The following is a 17,915-nucleotide window of genomic DNA, read 5'->3' as shown; positions in this document are numbered from 1 at the left end:
GTATCAGGTAAGACGTGGAGACACGCTGTGGGGGCTGTCTGACAAGTTCATGAACTCGCCCTTGCATTGGCCGGAGCTCCAGCGGACGAACGCGGTGCCAGTGCCCGAGCGCCTGAAAGTGGGCCAATGGCTGAAGCTCGGCAGCCGGGCCGTGGTGCTGCATGTCGCGGGCAGCGTGCTGATGCAGCGTGCGCACGAGCCGGAGCAGGCGGTAGCGGCGGGCGCCCTCCTCGAGCCAGGGGATGTGCTCAGCACCGGGCGCAACGGCTTCGTGACCGTGGGCTTCTCGGATGGCAGCCGGGTGGTGATGCCGTCGAACAGTTCGGCGCAACTGACGGAAGCGGATGGTCGGCACACGCGCCTGAGCTTGCGTGGCGGGAGCATCGAGTCCCATGTGGAAAAGCAAAGGGAGCGTGAATTCGAGATCCGCACACGCACCTACGCCCTCGGCGTGAAGGGGACGCATTTCCGCGCCCGGGCCGAAGGCGGCGCCGAGGCCCTGGAAGTGCTGGACGGCCTGGTGCGGGTGACGGAACTGGATGGAGCAGGGCGCAGCACGGACGTCGGCGCGCGCGAAGGCATTGCGCTTGGTGCAAGAAATGCCGCGCTGGAAGTGCGAGACCTTCTGCCACCGCCCGTCCTGCGCGTGTCGCATGATCGAAACACGGTGGAGGCACAGGCGGTGCCCGGCGCGGCCGCCTACCGGTTGCAATTGGCGAACGACTCCAGTTTTCTGCAGCTGGCCGCAGAGTCGCGCGGGCAGTTGCCGCAGTTCGCGCTGCAGACGCTGACGGAGCCGCTGGACACGGGCTTCTATCACACGCGAATCGCCGCAATCGACGCGCAAGGGCTCGAGGGCCGCCCGAGCGAAGGCGTGACCTTCGTGGCGCCGATGCAGGCGCCGATGACCAGCGAGGCCCAGTCCGCCGGCGGTGGCCGCTGGGATATACGCTGGACGACGCGCCAAAGGCCGGGCCATACTGTGTTCGAGCTCGCCACAACGCCGGACTTCGCGTCGCCCCTGGTGACGACATCGGGCGCCTTTGCAAGCGGCGTGTCGGTCGGCCCCCTTCAAGGGCCTGCGCGCTACTACTGGCGAAGCCGCGAGCAAGCAGAGGGAGAGTCGTCGTCGCCAACCGTATGGGGAGGCAGCTTCGAAGTTCCTCCCCCTTGAACCGGGGAGCCCCTTTCGGGTGGAGTCATGCAGCGATTGCGCCGTCGGTATCTGATCGAATGGATGTTGATGTTGCTGTTGCTGCCATCCGCCATCGTCTGGCTGGATGGACGCCCCGGATTGGTGGAGGCCAACGCGGCCGTCTATGACCGGATGCTGTTCGACAGCGCGCAACCGCCGTCGGGTGACATCCTGATCGTCGGCATCGACAAGCGGACGCTGGAAACCCTGGGTCCCTGGCCGGTGCCTCGGTCGGTCCATGCGCTGCTGCTCGAACAGTTGGCCGCACACGAGCCCAAAGCGGTGCTGCTGGATCTCTTCCTCGGTACGTCATCTTCCGATCCTGCACAGGACCAGGCGCTGACCTCGGCGATGGCCAAGCTGCCGGTCTACCTTCCGCTGGACTACGCGGCAGGTCCAGACGGAGAGCCCTCGTTCAAGTCGCCTGCTCTTGCCTTGGCCAAGGCGGCGCGCGGCGTGGGCCATGCCAACGCGACGCCGGATGCCGACGGGTTCGTGCGCGGCATCTGGCGGTGGGAAGGCTCGGCGCAGGAGATCTGGCCTTATCTGGGCCTGGTCATGGCCGGCGAGCCCGGGAGGCCGGTAACGGCTTCTCACATCGGAGAGGAGCCGGGCAGTCGGTCGGTGCGGCGCGGCCGCTTCGGCATCGACTTCGCGGGAGCCGCAGGCAGCTATCCCACGGTGTCGTACCTGGACATCCTGTATGGCAACTTCAGCGACGAACTGGTGCGGGGCAAGTTCGTGCTGATCGGCGCGCTCGCCGATGCAGCGCTGGGCGACACGGTGCCGGTCGCGGGCATTGGCGCGCAAACCAACCTGCCGGGCGTCGAGGTGCATGCCAACGCGCTCGATGCACTGCTGCATGACCGGGCCATCGAGGTGCCGACGGACTGGCGGCGGGTGCTGTGGATCTCGGTGCCGATCTGGCTCGCGCTGCTGTTGTATCTTCTGAACGCCAGCCACTCGTTGGCATGGACCTTCTCGGTGACGGGACTGTGCATCGGGGTGAACTACCTCGCACTGGTGCAAGGGCGCATTGCACTGCCGTTCGCGTCGCCGTTGTGTGGCGTGGCGGCGGCCTACGTCCTCTGGAGTTGGCGCCGCATGAGCGAGCTGCTGCTGTTCTTCCGCGAGCGAGCGGAGCGGCTGAACGCGGTGCCGGCCGGCGCCTTCGAGCCACCGCTCCCCCTGCAACCGGTGGCGCTGGATTCGGTGGAGCGCCGGACCAACACGCTGGATCTCGCGATCGAACGATTGACGCGGCTTCAGGCGCTGCTGACCCAGGGCATGTGGTCCTTGCCGGTACCGGTGCTGATCTGCCGTCCGGACGGCGTCGTCAGCCAGAGCAACGCGGCAGCGCAGCAGCTCCTGGCACCTCAACCCTCGCTGTCCTCGACAGGCCTGATGCTGCGGCGAGGCGCCAGCGTCGATCGGCTTCAGGGCGTCAACTTGCCCCAACTGATTGCGCGCCTGCGAAGGGCGAAGATCGAGGTACCGCGAGCGGCGCAGAGCCGGTCGGGGACCATCTGGGACAACGCCATGGCTCACGAATACACCACCGACCAGGGCAGCATCTTCACCCTGCGAGCGGCCTCGCTCGACGAGTCAGCAACGCAGGGGGAGTCTTTGCGGGCATGGGTGGTCGTACTCAACGACATCACCGCGCAGCGCCAGGCGCAGCGCGAGCGCGAGCAGTTGTTCAGCTTTCTCTCCCACGACGTGCGCAGTCCGCAGGTGTCGATCCTCAGCCTGCTGGCGCTCCATGCCGATGGAGCCCCTGGTGGCGACCTGAAGCAAGTGGTCGAGGGCATCGGCCGCGAGGCACGCCGCACCATCCGGCTGGTGGAAAACTTCATGGACACACTGGAGGCGGAGTCGAGGGCGTATAACTTCATGCAAACCGAACCAGCCTCGGTGGTGATCGATGCCATCGATGCGATCTGGGCCACGGCCCACGCACGCGGCCTGTCCGTGGCGCCGCGTCTGGGCACGGTGGAGGGCAAGATCTGGGCGGACGCGCCACTGCTGACACGTGGGGTGGTGAATCTTCTGAACAACGCGATCCGCCACAGCCAACCCGGCGCCAGTCTTCACGTCTGCATGGAAGCGAACCCCGATGCCACCTCGCTCCATGGCGAGGTGGTGATCTCGGTACAGGACGAGGGCAGCGGGATGGATGCGGACCGGGTCCGCGAACTGATGACCCGCGAAGCAAAACGCAAGTCGAAGCCCGGCGCCGATATCGAGGCAGGCCATGGCTGGGGCATTGGCCTGACGATCGTGCGCACGGTGATCGCGCGCCACGGCGGCTGGCTCGAGGTGATGAGCGCACCCGGCGCGGGAACCACCTTCCTGATCGGCCTGCCGCTCAGTCCCGACGACACGCAGTTCGAGTCGGACAGAGGAGGCCGTGAGGGCGGACCGCGTGTCGCGGCGCAACTCAGCCGCTGAGCGCGGAGTACGGTTCGCGCTGCGGCATGCTTTCCGGCATCGCGACGGGCTGAGCCGTCTTCCTGCCGTGGGTGCGGCTGAGCTTGAATCCGCCATAGCGGATGCTGCTGAGCTGCCATTCGCAACCCTCGAAGGTGGCCAATCCGAGTTGGGTGCGAAGGCGCGCCACGGAGGCATCCAACCAGCGGCCACCGGCTTCGGGGACCACGCCCGCGGCCATGGAACGCAGCCAGTCGCGCGAGAGCACGCGGTTGGTGTTGTGGAAGAACTCCAGGGCCAGTTCGAAGTCCAGCGGCCGCAGGTGGATCTCGATGTCGTCGAAAACGACGGACTCCCTCGACGGAACGAAGCGATAGCCCCCCCATGCCAGGCCCGTGGAGCCGCAGGGGATTGCATGCTGCGTGAAAAATGCCTGCAGTCCGTTGTGCACGTCCGCAAAGCAGGTCGGCGCGGCAAGCACCAGATCGCCTTCGGCGCAGCGCAGGGAGCCGGGGGCCTTCAAGGGATTCTCGCGGGTCAGAAAGAGCATCGGCACGCCGCTCGTCACCACGTTCCTGGCGGCGCGCACCCAAGCCTGCAGGTCAGCCGGGTAGTGGGGGAGGCCCAGGCACACGGCCGCGCAGCGCGGCAGGCCCTCGCGCAGAGGGAGCAGCTCCTCGATGTCGTTGAACACCAATGGGGCATGGCCGAGCGCCCGGATGGCGCGGCGCAGGTGCTCGCGGGAACGAAGCACGGGATCAATCACCACCACACGTCGACTCTGGCTCTCACCGACTGGCATAGCATCGCGCTCCAAGAATGGGCATGGCGCCCGGGGAAGGCCGTGACACGGCACTTCTGGATCGCCTTGCACAGTGTTAAGACTTAAGGTTTGCAATGGTGCCGAGCGCGACAAGGCATATGGCGCAGCCGCGACAATTGATCAGGATTAACCCGTGCGACGTCGAGATCCTGGTTTGTTCGCAAAAGGGGCGTCCCGGCAAGCAGCAGCGGCGAGCGGCGCGCGGCGAACAGCAGTCAGCCGCCCCTGCGCATGGGGCGGCTTGGACGCAATCGGAGGCTCAGGCCTCGGTGAGCGATTGCGCAGCCACCACCGCCTCCGTGCGGTTGCGCACGTTGAGCGCGCGGAAGATGGCCGCGAGGTGGATCTTCACGGTGCCCTCGCTGATGCCGAGCGCGCGCCCGATCAGCTTGTTGGGCTTGCCTTGCGACAGCAGTTGCAGCACCTCCACCTGGCGCTCCGTGAGCACGGTCCGCAGGTGTTCGAGCGTCTGGGCGGTGGCGGCGGAGGAGGCACGCTGCGCCGCTTCTCCGGCCCCCGGGGGCGCCCCGGCCGTGACGCCGGGCGGCACGGCCGACAGCAGCATGGGGGGGACGTAGACGCCACCGGCCAGCACCAGGCGCACGGCCGACAGCATCACCTCGGGCGAATAGGCCTTGGGGATGAAGCCCAGCACACCGCGCTCGAGCGCCGCCCGCATGATGGCCGGATCCTCGTAGCCGGAGAGCACGATCACCGGCACGGCCGGATGGCGGCGCCGGATCTCCTCCACGTGGGCCTGGCCGTCGGCGCCGGGCATGTTGAGGTCGATCACCGCCAGGTCGATGTCGTCGGATGCGCAGGCCAGCAGTTCGTCGACGCTCATCGCCAGGACGAACTCGATGCCCGGCTCGATCTCCGACAGCTTGGCTTTGACCGCCTCGATGACGAGCCGGTGGTCGTCGGCGATCAGAATTTTCATGGCATGCCCCAAATAAAAAACGTAGTCAAGCGCAACACTCGACAGTAGCACCAAAGATAACGTCGATCGCCAAGCGCAGCAAGGCTCGCCGGCCGCCCGAACGACATAGTCCCCAAGCGGTATGGCGAGGCCCCAGGTGGGTTGAAAGAATCGATCCGACCTTCAACGACAACGCGGGGACATCGGCATGTGCCAGTGCAGCAGGCCCAAATCTCCCGTCGCCACTGAAGAATAGCGCGAGCGTTTCATGGCTCGGCTGTTCGACTGCTTCAGCGCCTTGTTCTCGTTCGGCCTCGAACTGGAAGCGGCCATCGCAGGCGGCCGCGTCGTTCTGCCGCCCGATGCGGCACAGCGCCGCGCACTCGGCCTGATCGCGCAGGCCCGTGCGGCGGCGCGGGACGCCGGCAGCACCAGCGAACACATCGAATCGGCCTCCTTCGCTGTGGTCGCCTGGCTCGACGAGTTGATCGCGCGCCATCCAGGCTGGAGCACCAGCGGCGCGGCGCCTCTGCAGGTGCAGCTTTTCAACTCCAACAACGCGCACAGCGAGTTCTTCCACCACCTTTCGGCCCTGGGGCCGGACGAGGCCGAGGTGCGCGAGGTCTACTGGCACGCGCTGGTGCACGGCTTCAAGGGCCAGTACTACTTCGAGAACGACGACAGCGGCGAACTCGGCAAGCTGAAGGATCTGCACGGCCGCCAGTTGCCCGTTGCGCCGCTGGCGCTCCAGGCACTGGCCGAGGAGCGCATCACGCCCCAGCCCTATGGCACGCCCGACCCACCGGCGCCGCGCGTGCCGGAGCGCCGCGAGCGCGCCCTGCTGCGCGCCGCCGGCGCCCTGGCGCTGCTGATCCCGCTGATCTATCTGCTGTGGGCCATGCTGGCCGGCCCGCGCGAGAGCCCCCCCACGCTGGCACAGCAGGTGGAGCTGCGGCTGCAGGCCATCGCCTGCGCGGACCTGACGGCTGCCGCGGAACGCGACGGCTCGCTGCGCGTCAGCGGCTTCGTCCCGGCGCCGGAGGACATGGCCCGCGCGGAACGCGAGGTACGCGCCATTCCAGGTGCCGAGACGGCCCGCTTCGATCTGCGCCTTCGCATCTGGCCGCATTGCGAGGTTGTCGCCATCCTCAAGCCCTTCCAGGCGCGCAACCAGGCCTTGCGCCAACCGCTCGGGGTGCGCGTGCCGGGCGCGCACGAGGGCCGGCTGCGCGAGGGCGATCCGGTGCTGGTGCGCGTCACCCAGGCCGATCAGGAGGGCTATGTCCGGGTCGACTACTACACGGCCGACGGTGCCGTCATGCATCTGGATGCCAGCCAGAACCTGCCGCGCCTGCGGCCCACCGAGGCCGTGGAGCTGGGCCGCGACATCCCCTCGAGCTGGCTGGTGAGCCCGCCTTTCGGCACGGTGCTGATCACCGCCCTGTCGTCCAGCGTTCCGCTGCAGGACACGGCCGGCGCGCCGCCCTTCGAACTCGCCTCGGCGTACCTGCAGCGCCTGCGCGAGAGCCTGGCGCAGAACGAGGCGGCGGGCCGGCCGATTGCCGACTACACCTTTCTCGAGACCGTCGCCCGATGAGCCCCGCCAGACGGCGAGCGCCATGAACGCGCCGCATCCGCTGCCCACCCACTACGGCCTGCTGCTGTTCTTGTGCATGGCGGGCCTGTGGGCGCTGTGGTGGTTCATGTTGGGTGCGCAGCACTCGGCGCGGCGGCGCACATTGCGCCAACGCATCCAGGCACTGGAGCTGCCCACGGACGCGGCGTTCCACGCCGCCGTCGCCGCCACCGAGTCCGCGGCCCTGCAGATGCGCGACACGCTGCTGCGCAGGGCGCCCCTGCGCGGCCTGCACCATCCGCTCTACGACCTGCCCTGGCTGCTCTTCATCGGCGGTGAAGACGGCGGCCTGCCGGCCCTGTTGGCGGCCGCCCCGCGCGATGCCGGGCCCGCCCACGAGACCGGCGCAGCCCCGGCGTACTGGCGCTGGCACCTGTTGCCGGCGATGGTGGCCATCGAGGCCTCAGCCGACGCCGACGAAGAGGCCGCCGCACCGCGTTCGCGCGGCCTGTGGCTGCACGCCTTGCTGGCGTTGGCCGATCAGCGCGAACGCCTGCCACTCAATGGCATGGTGGTCTGCATCAGTGCGGCGGGCCTGCTGGCCAACGACGAGCGCCTGGCCGCCGATGCCCGACAGCTGCGCCAGCGTATCGAGGAAGCGGCCGGGCTGCTGCAGTTGCACCTGCCTGTCTACCTGCTGGTGACCGGCCTGGAGCGGCTGCCGGGCTACGCGGTGCTGCGGGCCGCCCTGCCCGCCCCGGCACGCGCCCAGGCGCTCGGCCATCGTTTTCGTTTGCCCGAGGGCGTGCCGGCCACGGGGCGGTTCGACGCGCTGTTCGACGCGCTGTTCGAGCCGCTGATCCAGCGCTTGCACGCGCTGCGTATGGGCCTGCTGCGCGTCGAGCCCGACCCGGCGCGCCGCCAGGCGATCCATGTCTTCATCGAGCAACTGCGCGCGCTGCAGCCCGGGCTTCGCAGGGCCGCACAGCATCTCTTCGGGCCTGCGCCGACGCATGCACATCCGCATGCGCAGACGCGGACGCAGGTGCGCTGGCGCGGCCTCTACCTGGTGGCCGGACCGACGCAGGAGGACGAGGCCACCTTCATCCAGGACCTGTTCCAGCGCTTCCTGCCCGCCGACCAGCCCCTCGCCCGCTGATGCTTGAAGTTACTTGGCTTCGATCCGGATCTGCCGCGCGCCGAAGTTCGTGGTCAGCACCAGCGCCTTGCCCGGCTCCACCACCTTCACCTCGCGCCAGCGTGCGCGGTCGAGGTCTCGGTAGGCGGCCATCACGCCGATCGCCTTGATGTCGGCGGCCAGCACCATCTCGAGCTTCTTGCTGTCGCCGGGCCGCAGCAGCACTTCCTCGCGCTGCGCCATGTCCGCGCCCAGCGTGGCCTGGTCCTTCTCGAACAGGGAGAAGAAGTCCGCCGACTCGAAGGCGCTGCTGGTCTTGAGCGCATAGACACGCACGGTGAGCGGAGAGGCCCGGCCGCGCGCGTCAGGGTTGGCGTCGGCCCCGGCCACCAGCGTCATCGCCACCGGCGTGGTCACGGGCGGCGGCGGAGGCGGCGGCGGCTTGGCGCAGCCGGCGGCCAGCACGCCGGCCGCCAGCAGACCCAGCCCGGACAGCACGCGGCGGCGCCCCGCGATGCGAAGGCGTCCATAGGACGAACGGCGTGTACCGGGCTTGCTCATGCTATTCCCTTCGTTGCATTGACCCGTCCGAGGGCATCTTTGATTATCACCAGCGTCTGCCGACAGATGGAATCGGCCGGAGGGCAGAGGTGAACACCCGCGCCGGCAGACCCCATCCATCCAACCAGGCCACATGCTGACACCCGAACTCGTCGATGCACTGCAAGCGCCCGTCAGCGAGGGCTCGCCGTGCGGTGATGACCTGGAGTACGACCCCGCCTTCATCGCGCTGGAGACCGCCGCGCAGGGCAAGCCCGAGCAGCAGTTCGGCGACACCGTGATTCCTGCGGTCGAGCCAGAGTGGCGCGAGGTCAGCGAGCAGGCGCAAGCCCTGCTCCGGCGCAGCAAGGACGTGCGGCCGGCCGTGCTGCTGCTGCGCGCCAGCACCCGCATGCAGGGCCTGAACGGCTTTCTGCTCGGCCTGCGCCTGCTGTCCGGCCTGCTCGACCGCTACTGGGACGGCATACATCCAAAGCTGGATGCGGACGACGACAACGACCCGACCATGCGCCTGAATGCACTCGCGCCGCTGGCCGACGACGGCATGGTGCTGCGCGACCTGTACGACGCGCCGCTGGGCGTGGCGCGCGGCATCGGGCCGATCCGGGTGCGCGACGTCGCCATCGCCCACAACGCGATGGCGCCCCTGGGCGGCGAGGCGACCTTGTCCCCGTCGGAGATCCAGGGCGGCCTCGAGGCCATCCATGCCGAGAACCCCGACGTGCTGCGCGCCGCCATGGACGTGCCGGAGCGGGTCTCCGCCCTTCAGCTGCTGCTCGACGACCGCAGCGGACGCATCAACGGTGTCGACCTCGCGCGACTGCGCAGCGTCGGACAGGTCATCCAGAAGGCCTGCGCCGCGGTCGCCGGCAGCACCGACCCCGCCGGCGACCCGGCCGCGGAGGCGCAAGGCGCCGACGGCGCAACCGCCGGCGGTGCACCCGCGCGCGCAGCGGCCCCGGGCGAACTGCGCAGCCGGCAGGACGTGCTGCAGACGCTGGACCGCGTGATCCGCTACCTGGAGCAATCCGAGCCCGGCAACCCGGCGCCGCTGCTGATCGCGCGCGCCAAGAAGCTGATCGGCGTGAGCTTCCTGGAGATCATGGCCGACCTCGCGCCGAACGCACTCGACACCATCGAGACCGTCACCGGCCGGCAGGCGTCCAGCGAGTGAGGCGCCCGCCGATCCCGCTGCGCGCCCGCATCCATCGACATTCCACCCCGCAAGGAGTTCATCCATGTCCAAGAGCAGCCAGAAGTTCATTGCCCGCAACCGGGCGCCACGGGTCCAGATCGAATACGACGTGGAGCTGTACGGCGCGGAGAAGAAGGTCCAGCTGCCCTTCGTGATGGGGGTGCTGGCCGATCTCTCGGGCAAGCCGGCCGATCCGCTGGCACCCGTGGCCGACCGCAAGTTCCTGGAGTTCGACGTCGACAACTTCGACTCGCGCATGAAGGCCATGAAGCCGCGCGCCGCCTTCTCGGTCCCCAACACCCTGACCGGCGAGGGCGAACTCAAGGTCGACATCACCTTCGAGAACATGGACGACTTTTCCCCGGCGGCCGTGGCGCGCAAGGTCGAGGCGCTCAACAAGCTGCTGGAGGCCCGCAACCAGCTGTCGAACCTGGTGACCTACATGGACGGCAAGGGCGGGGCCGAGGAGCTGCTGGCCAAGGTGCTCGACAACCCCGAGCTGCTCAAGACCCTGGCCGCCAGCGCCAAGCCGGCCGAAGAAGGCAGCGCCCCGGCAGCCTGAAGTCCGCACCACCCGAACACGAGGAGTCACAACCATGGCCGAAGCACTCGAGCAGCAGAGCGCACTCAAGGACGTTGCCTACGAAGGAAGCGACTTCGCATCGCTCCTGCAGAAGGAGTTCAAGCCCCGCAGCGACGAAGCCAAGAGCGCCGTCGAGTCGGCGGTCCTCACGCTGGCGCAGCAGGCGCTGGCCAACACCCAGGTCATCGGCAAGGACGTCACGCAGTCGATCCAGGCCATGATCGCCGCCATCGACCGCAAGCTCACCGAGCAGGTCAACCAGATCCTGCACAACGCCGAGTTCCAGCAGCTCGAGAGCGCCTGGCGCGGCCTGCACTACATGGTGAACAACACCGAGACGGACGAGAACCTCAAGATCCGCGTGATGGACATCTCCAAGAAGGAGCTGCACAAGACGCTCAAGAAGTTCAAGGGTGCGGCCTGGGACCAGAGCCCGATGTTCAAGAAGATCTACGAGCAGGAATACGGCCAGTTCGGCGGCGAGCCCTTCGGCGCCATCGTCGGCGACTACCACTTCGACCAGAGCCCGCCCGATGTCGAACTGCTCGGCGAGATGGCCAAGATCGCCGCCTCGGCCCACGCACCCTTCATCACCGGCGCCAGCTCCAACCTGATGCAGATGGAGTCGTGGCAGGAGCTCGCCAACCCGCGCGACCTGACCAAGATCTTCTCCACGCCCGAATACGCCGCCTGGCGCAGCCTGCGCGAGTCGGACGACTCCAAGTACATCGGCCTGTGCATGCCGCGCTTCCTGGCCCGCACGCCCTACGGCGCCAAGACGAACCCGGTGGAGGAGTTCGACTTCGAGGAAGACGTCTCCGGCGCCGACCACAACAAGTACGCCTGGGCCAATGCCGCCTACGCGATGGCCACCAACATCAACCGCTCCTACAAGCTCTACGGCTGGGGCTCGCGCATCCGCGGCATCGAGTCCGGCGGCGCGGTCGAGAACCTGCCGCTGCACACTTTCCCGAGCGACGACGGCGGGGTCGACCAGAAGTGCCCGACCGAGATCGCGATCAGCGACCGGCGCGAGGCCGAGCTCTCTAAGGCCGGGCTGCTGTCGCTCATCCACCGCAAGAACTCCGACTTCGCCGCCTTCATCGGGGCGCAGTCGCTGCACAAGCCGGCCGAATACGACGATCCGGACGCCACCGCCAACGCCAACCTGGCGGCCCGCCTGCCCTACCTCTTCGCCTGCAACCGCTTTGCGCACTACCTCAAGTGCATCGTGCGAGACAAGATCGGCAGCTTCAAGGAAAGGGACGACATGGAGCGCTGGCTCAACAAGTGGATCACCAACTACGTCGACGGCGACCCCTCCACCTCCTCGGAGGAGACCAAGGCACGCAAGCCGCTGGCTGCGGCCGAGGTCGTGGTCGAGGAGGTGGAAGGCAATCCGGGCTACTACACCTCCAAGTTCTTCCTGCGCCCGCACTACCAGCTCGAAGGTCTCACGGTGTCGCTGCGGCTGGTCTCGAAACTGCCTTCCGGCAAGAAATAAATCCGCCATCAAGTCCGCAAGGCTTTCAGAAGCAGAAACCCGCATCGTTCGCCAGGGAGCTCCCCGCAGGAACGCGGGGAAGCGCCGGATTCCTCACCCACCCCCCAACTGAAAGGTGTTCATCATGGCAGTAGACATGTTCATCAAGATCGGAAGCGTCGACGGCGAATCCTCCGATGCCAAGCACAAGAAAGACATCGATGTCCTGGCCTGGAGCTGGGGCGCCTCCCAAAGCGGCACCACGCACGTCGGCCAGGGCGGTGGTGCCGGCAAGGTGAACGTCCAGGACCTATCCTTCACGAAGTACGTGGATTCGGCATCGCATGCGCTGCTGCTGGCCTGCTGCAAGGGCACCCACTACGACAAGGCCGTGCTGGTGGTCCGCAAGGCCGGCGACGACCCGCTGGAGTACATCAAGATCACGATGGAAGACCTGATCGTCACCAGCATCAGCACCGGCGGCAGCGGCGGCGAGGACCGCCTGACCGAAAACGTGACGCTCAACTTCGCCAAGGTGAAGTTCGAATACGACCCGCAGACCAAGAAGGGTGGCGGCGAAGGCGTCAAGACCGCCGCATGGAACATCGCAGAGAACGTGGCGTATGGATGACCCCCCCGTTGCTTGCTCACTTCGTGTAGCCCGTTCCCCCCTCAAGGGGGCGACACCAGCGGCCCGGCAAAGCCGGTTCCGCGGTGTCTCCCGAACGGCCTGCGCTTCGCTTGGCAGGGTTCAAGGGGGCGGCGGCGTTGTGTTCAGGGCATGGGGCGCGTCGTATCGTCATCCTCGCGCGCCCACAGGGCCAGCGCCGTGTAGTTGTCGTGGCCTGGCTTGGCGCGGGCCTTGACCTGCGCGTCGAGTTGCTCGACCCAGTGGCTGGCGTCCCGCGAGGTCTGCAGGGTCTCCCGCAGGACCTCGTCGCCCAGTGGCTCCCAGAGGCCATCGCTGCACAGCAGCAGCACGTCGCCCACGGCCAGCGGCATGCTCGCCGAGACGGTGATCTCCGGCGGCTCCTGCTCGGAGCCCAGGGCCGACAGCAGCATGTTGCGCTGCGGATGCACCCGCGCACCCTCTTCGTCGAGCATGCCGCCGGCCACCATCTGCTGGACCAGGCTGTGGTCGACGGTGCGCGTCACCAGCGCGCCGCCGCGGAACAGGTAGGCCCGGCTGTCGCCGCTATGGACCCAGGCGATCCGGTGCGCGTGCAGGTCGATCGCCGCGAGCACCGCCGTCGAGCGCATCGCCGCCAGCTTTCCGCCCTCGGCCTGGCGCGCGACGATGGCGTGGTTCGCGCGCTCCATCAGCGCGCGCAACAGGCCGGCGTCGAGACCCGGCCGCGCCGCGAAGCCTTCCAGAAGGCTGCTGCGGACGATGGCCGCGGCCACGTCGCCGCCGCCGTGCCCGCCCGCGCCGTCGGCCACCATGCAGGCCACGAACTGCCCGTCGTTCCATTGCCCGAAGACGTCTTCGTTGTAGCTGCGGCCGCCCTGTCTGGACAAGGTGACGATCTCAATTTCCACGGTCCTCTCCCCGTTGTTGTTGCTCTTGCCTGCCGTCAGTTGCCGGACTTCAGGCGCTGCATCTGTTCTTCGTAAGCCTGCAGGAAGGCCTTGCCGAACAGCGCATGAAAGTCGTCCTCCGCCTCGGTGGCGATGCTGGCGTACAGCGCAGTGAACTGATCCCACAGCTTGGCCTTGCGGTTGGCCGCGAACAGGCTGTCCAGCGCCGAACGGGCTGCGATCTTCTTCTCGAGTTCCGCCGGCGCGAAGCGCTCGATCACATGCGCCAGCGCCGCGCGCATGCCGACCATCACGCCGAACTCGTGCGCACGCAGGTCGTCGAAGGCATCGCGCATCGCCGCCTCGGCCGGCATGAAGCCCCGCATGCCGGGGCCCAGCAGGTGCGCCAGCGCCACCTCCGCCGTCGGCGAGAACTTGAGCGGGTTGTTGGCCTGGGCCGCGATCATCGTGACTTCGGCACGCACCTCGCGCTTGAGCGTCTGGCGCGCCAGCAGCAACTGCAGCGTGCCGTCCGTCGCCGAACGCAACAGGACGCCGATGCGCTCCATCAGTTCCGGCGTGAGCTGCGAAGGGGCCTGGTGCGTGCTACCCAGGCCGCGCAGAAAGGCGGCGAGCAACGCGTCGGCGGCCGCGCCCGGCGCAGGGGCGGATACTGGCGTGGACACGGATACCGAGACCGACACGGGCGCGGCGACCGGCGCGGACACCGACGCCGCCAACGCGGCCCGCTGCGGCTCGGCGGCTCCGCGCAGCGGCTCGCCGGTCATGTCGTCGAACTTCGGCGCCGCTGGTATCGGCACGGCCTCGCGCGGCGGCGCATAGGCGAACTGCCCGATCTGCAGGTGGTCGCCGCGGGGCGCCGCCGCCGGCGCCTGAACACGCTGGAAAGCCGCCAGCGGGTCGGAGGCCGAGGCCGTGTTGGGTTGGTGCAGCGGATCGGCCAGCGGCGACATCGCGAGCGGATCGCCGCCGCCGCCCGCCCCGGTGCCGAAGAGATCGTCGATGCCCCGCGCCCGCGCGCTGGGCGGCGCCACCCCCAGGTCCGAGAAGTCGTCCAGCGGCAGGCCTTGCGCAGGGCCTCTCGCCGCAGGCGAGGGCGTGGGCGCCGGCCCCAGCAGGTCCGCAAAGGGGTCGTCGACCGAAGGCGCGGCAGCACCACCGCCGCCGAGCGGATCGGCGAAGGCCCCGGCCGAAAGTACCGACGGCGCAGCCGCGGCCGGCGACGGGGCCGGTGCGACCGGCCCGAGCCCGGCCAGCAGGTCCGCGAAGGGATCGTCGTCGGTCGGCGGCACCGCGGCCGGGCGGGCCGCCGCCGGCGCGCGCGCGCTCGCCTCCGGCTCAGAGGCGGCCATTTCCACCGCCAGCTCGAACCCTCCGATCACCAGCCGGTCGCCCTGCGACAGCGCCGCCTCATGCCCCGCACCCAGCGGTCGCCCGTTGCACAGCATCGGGTTGCTGCCGCGATCGATGATGAAGAAACGTCCATCGCGGCAAAGCACCTGCGCATGCACACGCGACACCGTGCGTTCGGGGTCGTCGAGCACCAGCGCATTGGTGGTCGCGCGGCCGATGGTGCCGCCATCGGCGCCGAACTGCGCGGCCAGCGTGCGCGGCGCGGGCGCGCCCTGGTGGGACACGACAGCGATGCGGATCACGTCATACCTCCACGCGCGCCGGGCCGTGCTTGAGAACGGACCTCGATCGATCGTTTAATGGCTGCCATGCTTCGATCTCCCATGCTGAACGGCAAGGTCCACATCATGATCCTGGCGTCGCTCGCTGCCTACCTCTCTGCCTGCACCGGCCGCACGCCCGAGCAGCCCGGCGACATGCCCAACCCGAAGCTGGTGGCGCTGATCAACGGCGCCATCGCCCGCGAGATCGCCGGCATGGACCCGGCGCAGCGCCCCGGCCTGCTGCCACAGGCGGGCGAGCACGCGCGCCAATGGCTGAAGGAGATTTCCCAGGTGGTGGCGCGCTGCCGCTACGGCCCGGGCAACGACGCCAAGTCGAACCTGCTCGAGTACGACATCGTGCTGGTCTCGGGCGAAGAGATCAAAGGGGTCTACAGCGGCCAGCGCTGCTACTACCCGGTGGCCAAGCCGCTGGTGATGCGCGTGCGCTTTCAGGACGGGCAGGTGCAGGAGGTCACGACCGACGGGCGCGAGCGAGAGCGGCCGGTGGATGGGTCGATGGGCGAGATCCAGCAGTTTGCGGAGCGCGTGCTGCGGGCGGACTGGCGGCGCAATCCGGCGCGCTACTTTCGCGCGGTTCCCGGCAGGGAGGACATGGCTCGCGAATGGGACATGCGCAAGTCGTAGTCCTGGTTTCTGCCTTGCTTGTTGGGGGGCGCACGAGCCGGGAGATCGCCGCCTGGGCCTTTGTTTTGGCCTTGCCTGTTGTTTGGCGCAGGAGCCTTGAATTTGCCTCTTGGGTCTTTGTTTTGGCCTTGCTTGTTGTGTGGCGCAGGAGCCGGGAATTCGCTCCTGCAGCCCTTGTTTTGGCCTTGCTGGTTGTGTGGCGCAGGAGCCGGGAATTCGCCCCGGCGGGCGAGTTACTTTCTTTGTCTCGCCAAAGAAAGTAACCAAAGAAAGGCGACCCCACTGCGCGTGTCCCTCCGCTTCGCTACGGGCAACCTGCGGTGCTCGCACATCCGGCCCCGCCGCAGAACTCGCTGCGTTCACTTCGTTCACTACGCTCAAACAGCTGCGGCGAGTCAGATCACGAAGCACGCCTGTCCTTCGGCAGGCGTGCGGGCCGGATGCACTGCGCTCCTCGGCACGCGCAGAGGGGATGGAACTCCAACGCGCCATGGCGCGTACTTGTGTGGGGGATGGGAAGGCGTGTGTTGCGGGTCTTCTCACACGTTGCGCCAGCTCACGCGCCGGGGGCTTCGTCAACTGGAGCAAGCTATAGCTCGCGCCACTCTCCGCGAAGCGCAGCGAGCCGTTGGTGGCCGAGCGCAGCGATGGCCCGACCCACTCCCCTCTGTGCGTGCCGAGGAGCGCAGTGGAACCGGCCCGCACGCCTGCCGAAGGACAGGCGTGCTTCGTGATCTGACTCGCCGCAGCTGTTTGAGCGTAGCGCCCGAAGGGCGCGTAGCGAGTTCTGCGGCGGGGCCGGTTGCGCGAGCACCGCAGGTTGCCCGTAGCGAAGCGGAGGGACGCGCACAGTGGGGTCGCCTTTCTTTGGTTACTTTCTTTGGCGAGACAAAGAAAGTGACTCGCCCGCCGGGGCGAATTCCCGGCTCCTGCGCCACACAACAAGCAAGGCCAAAACAAAGGCCCAAGAGCCAAATTCAAGGCTCCTACCCCAACCACCCAACAAGGCCAAAACAAAGTCCCGCGTGGCCCCAGAGCAAAAGCGCGCAACACATCCAAGCCCCCCACAAGATGCCTCATGGCGCCAGCAACACCAGCAAGGTCTGGCTCGGCACCGTGCGCACCCCCGGGCAGTTGGTGCTGTTCTGCAGCGAGCTGCTGGTCAGCCGCGTCGCCGGCATGCCCTGCAGCAGCACGGTAAAGGCGCCGGTCAGGTGACGGCTCGGCCCCATCACCGTACCCGAGGCAACCCCCAGCAGCACGCCGGCGTTGTCGCCGTTGGTCATCGGAATGGTGGTGCCCAGGTTGTGGGCCGGCCCGCCCATCACCAGGATGTTGGGACAGTTGGGGATCGCCATCGGCCCCATGGCGATGTTGGGGTAAGGCACCGGGATCGGCGACGGCGCGGCCGGCGTCATGCAGACGTCGGGAAAGCCCATGTCGGTGCCCATGATCTGGCAGTTCGCGAACATGCAGGTCCTCACCCGAAATGGATTTGCGCACCGCGCGCCTTGATCAGCTCGCGCCCGTTGACCAGCGCATGCTCGCCCTCCAGCCGCATCAGCTGCTGCGCCTGCACGTCCACGTGCGCGGCGCTCACCTTGTCCATGCCTTCGGTGTGGCGCAGGTAGTTCTTGCTGAAGTGCTGCACCCGGTCGACCACGGTCGACAGCAGCGAGCCCACCAGCTTGATGCGCGAGGCCACCAGGTTCAGTTGCCGCCCCACCACGTCGGCGCTGTCGGTGGCCAGCGTGGTGCGGCGCGCGCTGGCGTCCAGCAGCTCGGTTCGCAGCTCGATGCACGGCGCCTTCAGCGCGAGGGTGCCGCCCACCACCTCCAGCCGCGTGTCGCCCTCGCAGCGCAGCACCTGCGGCACGCCCTCCTCGCGCTGGAGCACGGCGAGCACCCAGGTCTGCTGCGGCGCCACGCGCAGGCAGGCGACGCTGTCGCCCGCCGCCGGCGCGAGCAGACAGCTCGCAGCACGCGTGGCCGGCAGGCGCAGGCTGCCGCTTCGCACGACGAGCGTGCCGCCTTCGGCCTCGGTCACCGTGCCGACGCACCAGGTGCCGGCGAGGGGAGCCGCATCGGCGCCCTGCGCACGGCGCCGCCTGCGGGCAGGAACGGTGGAAGGAAGGGGATCGCTCATGATCTA

The 17,915-nt window shown here is 68.3% G+C and carries 16 protein-coding genes; 9 read left to right on the top strand and 7 right to left on the bottom strand.

The window, feature by feature from the left end:
- The first annotated feature begins 49 nt into the window (after nt 1-49).
- Nucleotides 50-1,174, top strand: coding sequence for a FecR family protein (locus ABEA07_RS18850; protein ID WP_425584155.1), 1,125 nt, complete (start codon nt 50-52; stop codon nt 1,172-1,174).
- 27 nt (nt 1,175-1,201) lie between these two features.
- Nucleotides 1,202-3,646 (top strand): CHASE2 domain-containing protein, encoded by a 2,445-nt coding sequence (locus ABEA07_RS18845; RefSeq protein WP_345539747.1) that lies wholly within the window; start codon nt 1,202-1,204, stop codon nt 3,644-3,646.
- On the opposite strand, the gene ABEA07_RS18840 is transcribed toward ABEA07_RS18845, so the two are convergent.
- Together ABEA07_RS18840 and ABEA07_RS18835 are read right to left on the bottom strand one after the other, a co-directional pair.
- Nucleotides 3,636-4,379 (bottom strand): hypothetical protein, encoded by a 744-nt coding sequence (locus ABEA07_RS18840; protein WP_345539745.1) that lies wholly within the window; start codon nt 4,377-4,379, stop codon nt 3,636-3,638. The genes ABEA07_RS18845 and ABEA07_RS18840 overlap by 11 nt on opposite strands.
- A gap of 328 nt (nt 4,380-4,707) precedes the next feature.
- Nucleotides 4,708-5,388, bottom strand: coding sequence for a response regulator (locus ABEA07_RS18835; RefSeq protein ID WP_345539744.1), 681 nt, complete (start codon nt 5,386-5,388; stop codon nt 4,708-4,710).
- 247 nt (nt 5,389-5,635) lie between these two features.
- Between ABEA07_RS18835 and ABEA07_RS18830 the strand changes: the two genes are divergently transcribed.
- Nucleotides 5,636-6,964: a DotU family type IV/VI secretion system protein gene (locus ABEA07_RS18830; RefSeq protein ID WP_345539743.1), complete on the top strand. Its 1,329-nt coding sequence runs from the start codon at nt 5,636-5,638 to the stop codon at nt 6,962-6,964.
- Nucleotides 6,965-6,986: 22 nt separating this feature from the next.
- Nucleotides 6,987-8,102, top strand: coding sequence for a type VI secretion system protein (locus tag ABEA07_RS18825; RefSeq protein WP_345539741.1), 1,116 nt, complete (start codon nt 6,987-6,989; stop codon nt 8,100-8,102).
- Nucleotides 8,103-8,111: 9 nt separating this feature from the next.
- Here the strand turns inward: ABEA07_RS18825 and tssJ are convergent, their stop codons facing one another.
- On the bottom strand, nt 8,112-8,642 hold the full coding sequence (tssJ, locus tag ABEA07_RS18820; protein WP_345539739.1) for a type VI secretion system lipoprotein TssJ: 531 nt from the start codon (nt 8,640-8,642) through the stop codon (nt 8,112-8,114).
- Nucleotides 8,643-8,775: 133 nt separating this feature from the next.
- On the opposite strand from tssJ, the gene tssA reads away from it, so the two are divergent.
- The 4 genes from tssA to ABEA07_RS18800 all read left to right on the top strand — a co-directional run bounded on the left by tssA (nt 8,776) and on the right by ABEA07_RS18800 (nt 12,534).
- Nucleotides 8,776-9,816 (top strand): type VI secretion system protein TssA, encoded by a 1,041-nt coding sequence (tssA, locus tag ABEA07_RS18815; protein ID WP_345539738.1) that lies wholly within the window; start codon nt 8,776-8,778, stop codon nt 9,814-9,816.
- A gap of 64 nt (nt 9,817-9,880) precedes the next feature.
- Nucleotides 9,881-10,399: a type VI secretion system contractile sheath small subunit gene (gene tssB, locus ABEA07_RS18810; RefSeq protein WP_345539737.1), complete on the top strand. Its 519-nt coding sequence runs from the start codon at nt 9,881-9,883 to the stop codon at nt 10,397-10,399.
- Between the two features lie 34 nt (nt 10,400-10,433).
- A complete protein-coding gene (gene tssC / locus ABEA07_RS18805; RefSeq protein ID WP_345539736.1) occupies nt 10,434-11,924 on the top strand; it encodes a type VI secretion system contractile sheath large subunit in 1,491 nt (496 codons plus the stop codon).
- Between the two features lie 124 nt (nt 11,925-12,048).
- On the top strand, nt 12,049-12,534 hold the full coding sequence (locus tag ABEA07_RS18800; RefSeq protein WP_345539735.1) for an Hcp family type VI secretion system effector: 486 nt from the start codon (nt 12,049-12,051) through the stop codon (nt 12,532-12,534).
- A 143-nt stretch (nt 12,535-12,677) separates the two neighbouring features.
- Here ABEA07_RS18800 and ABEA07_RS18795 read toward each other — a convergent pair whose 3' ends face one another.
- Both ABEA07_RS18795 and tagH read right to left on the bottom strand, forming a co-directional pair.
- Nucleotides 12,678-13,442 (bottom strand): PP2C family protein-serine/threonine phosphatase, encoded by a 765-nt coding sequence (locus ABEA07_RS18795; RefSeq protein WP_345539734.1) that lies wholly within the window; start codon nt 13,440-13,442, stop codon nt 12,678-12,680.
- 35 nt (nt 13,443-13,477) lie between these two features.
- Nucleotides 13,478-15,097 carry a type VI secretion system-associated FHA domain protein TagH gene (gene tagH, locus ABEA07_RS18790; RefSeq protein ID WP_345539733.1) on the bottom strand — a complete coding sequence of 540 codons (1,620 nt, stop codon included), beginning with the start codon at nt 15,095-15,097 and terminating at the stop codon, nt 13,478-13,480.
- A 66-nt stretch (nt 15,098-15,163) separates the two neighbouring features.
- On the opposite strand from tagH, the gene ABEA07_RS18785 reads away from it, so the two are divergent.
- The gene (locus ABEA07_RS18785; RefSeq protein ID WP_345539732.1) at nt 15,164-15,763 is read left to right on the top strand and encodes a hypothetical protein; all 600 of its coding nucleotides are present in this window, start codon (nt 15,164-15,166) and stop codon (nt 15,761-15,763) included.
- Between the two features lie 1,076 nt (nt 15,764-16,839).
- Here ABEA07_RS18785 and ABEA07_RS18780 read toward each other — a convergent pair.
- Together ABEA07_RS18780 and ABEA07_RS18775 are read right to left on the bottom strand one after the other, a co-directional pair.
- Nucleotides 16,840-17,235 (bottom strand): DUF4150 domain-containing protein, encoded by a 396-nt coding sequence (locus ABEA07_RS18780; protein ID WP_086924807.1) that lies wholly within the window; start codon nt 17,233-17,235, stop codon nt 16,840-16,842.
- An 8-nt stretch (nt 17,236-17,243) separates the two neighbouring features.
- The gene (locus ABEA07_RS18775; RefSeq protein ID WP_345539728.1) at nt 17,244-17,909 is read right to left on the bottom strand and encodes a DUF3540 domain-containing protein; all 666 of its coding nucleotides are present in this window, start codon (nt 17,907-17,909) and stop codon (nt 17,244-17,246) included.
- Between the last annotated feature and the right edge of the window lie 6 nt (nt 17,910-17,915).

The organism is Variovorax defluvii (genome assembly GCF_039541515.1).
Taxonomy (GTDB): Bacteria; Pseudomonadota; Gammaproteobacteria; order Burkholderiales; family Burkholderiaceae_C; genus Variovorax; species Variovorax defluvii.
The sequence above is the reverse complement of the archived record's forward strand: the minus strand, read 5'-3'. Positions and strand labels throughout refer to the sequence as shown.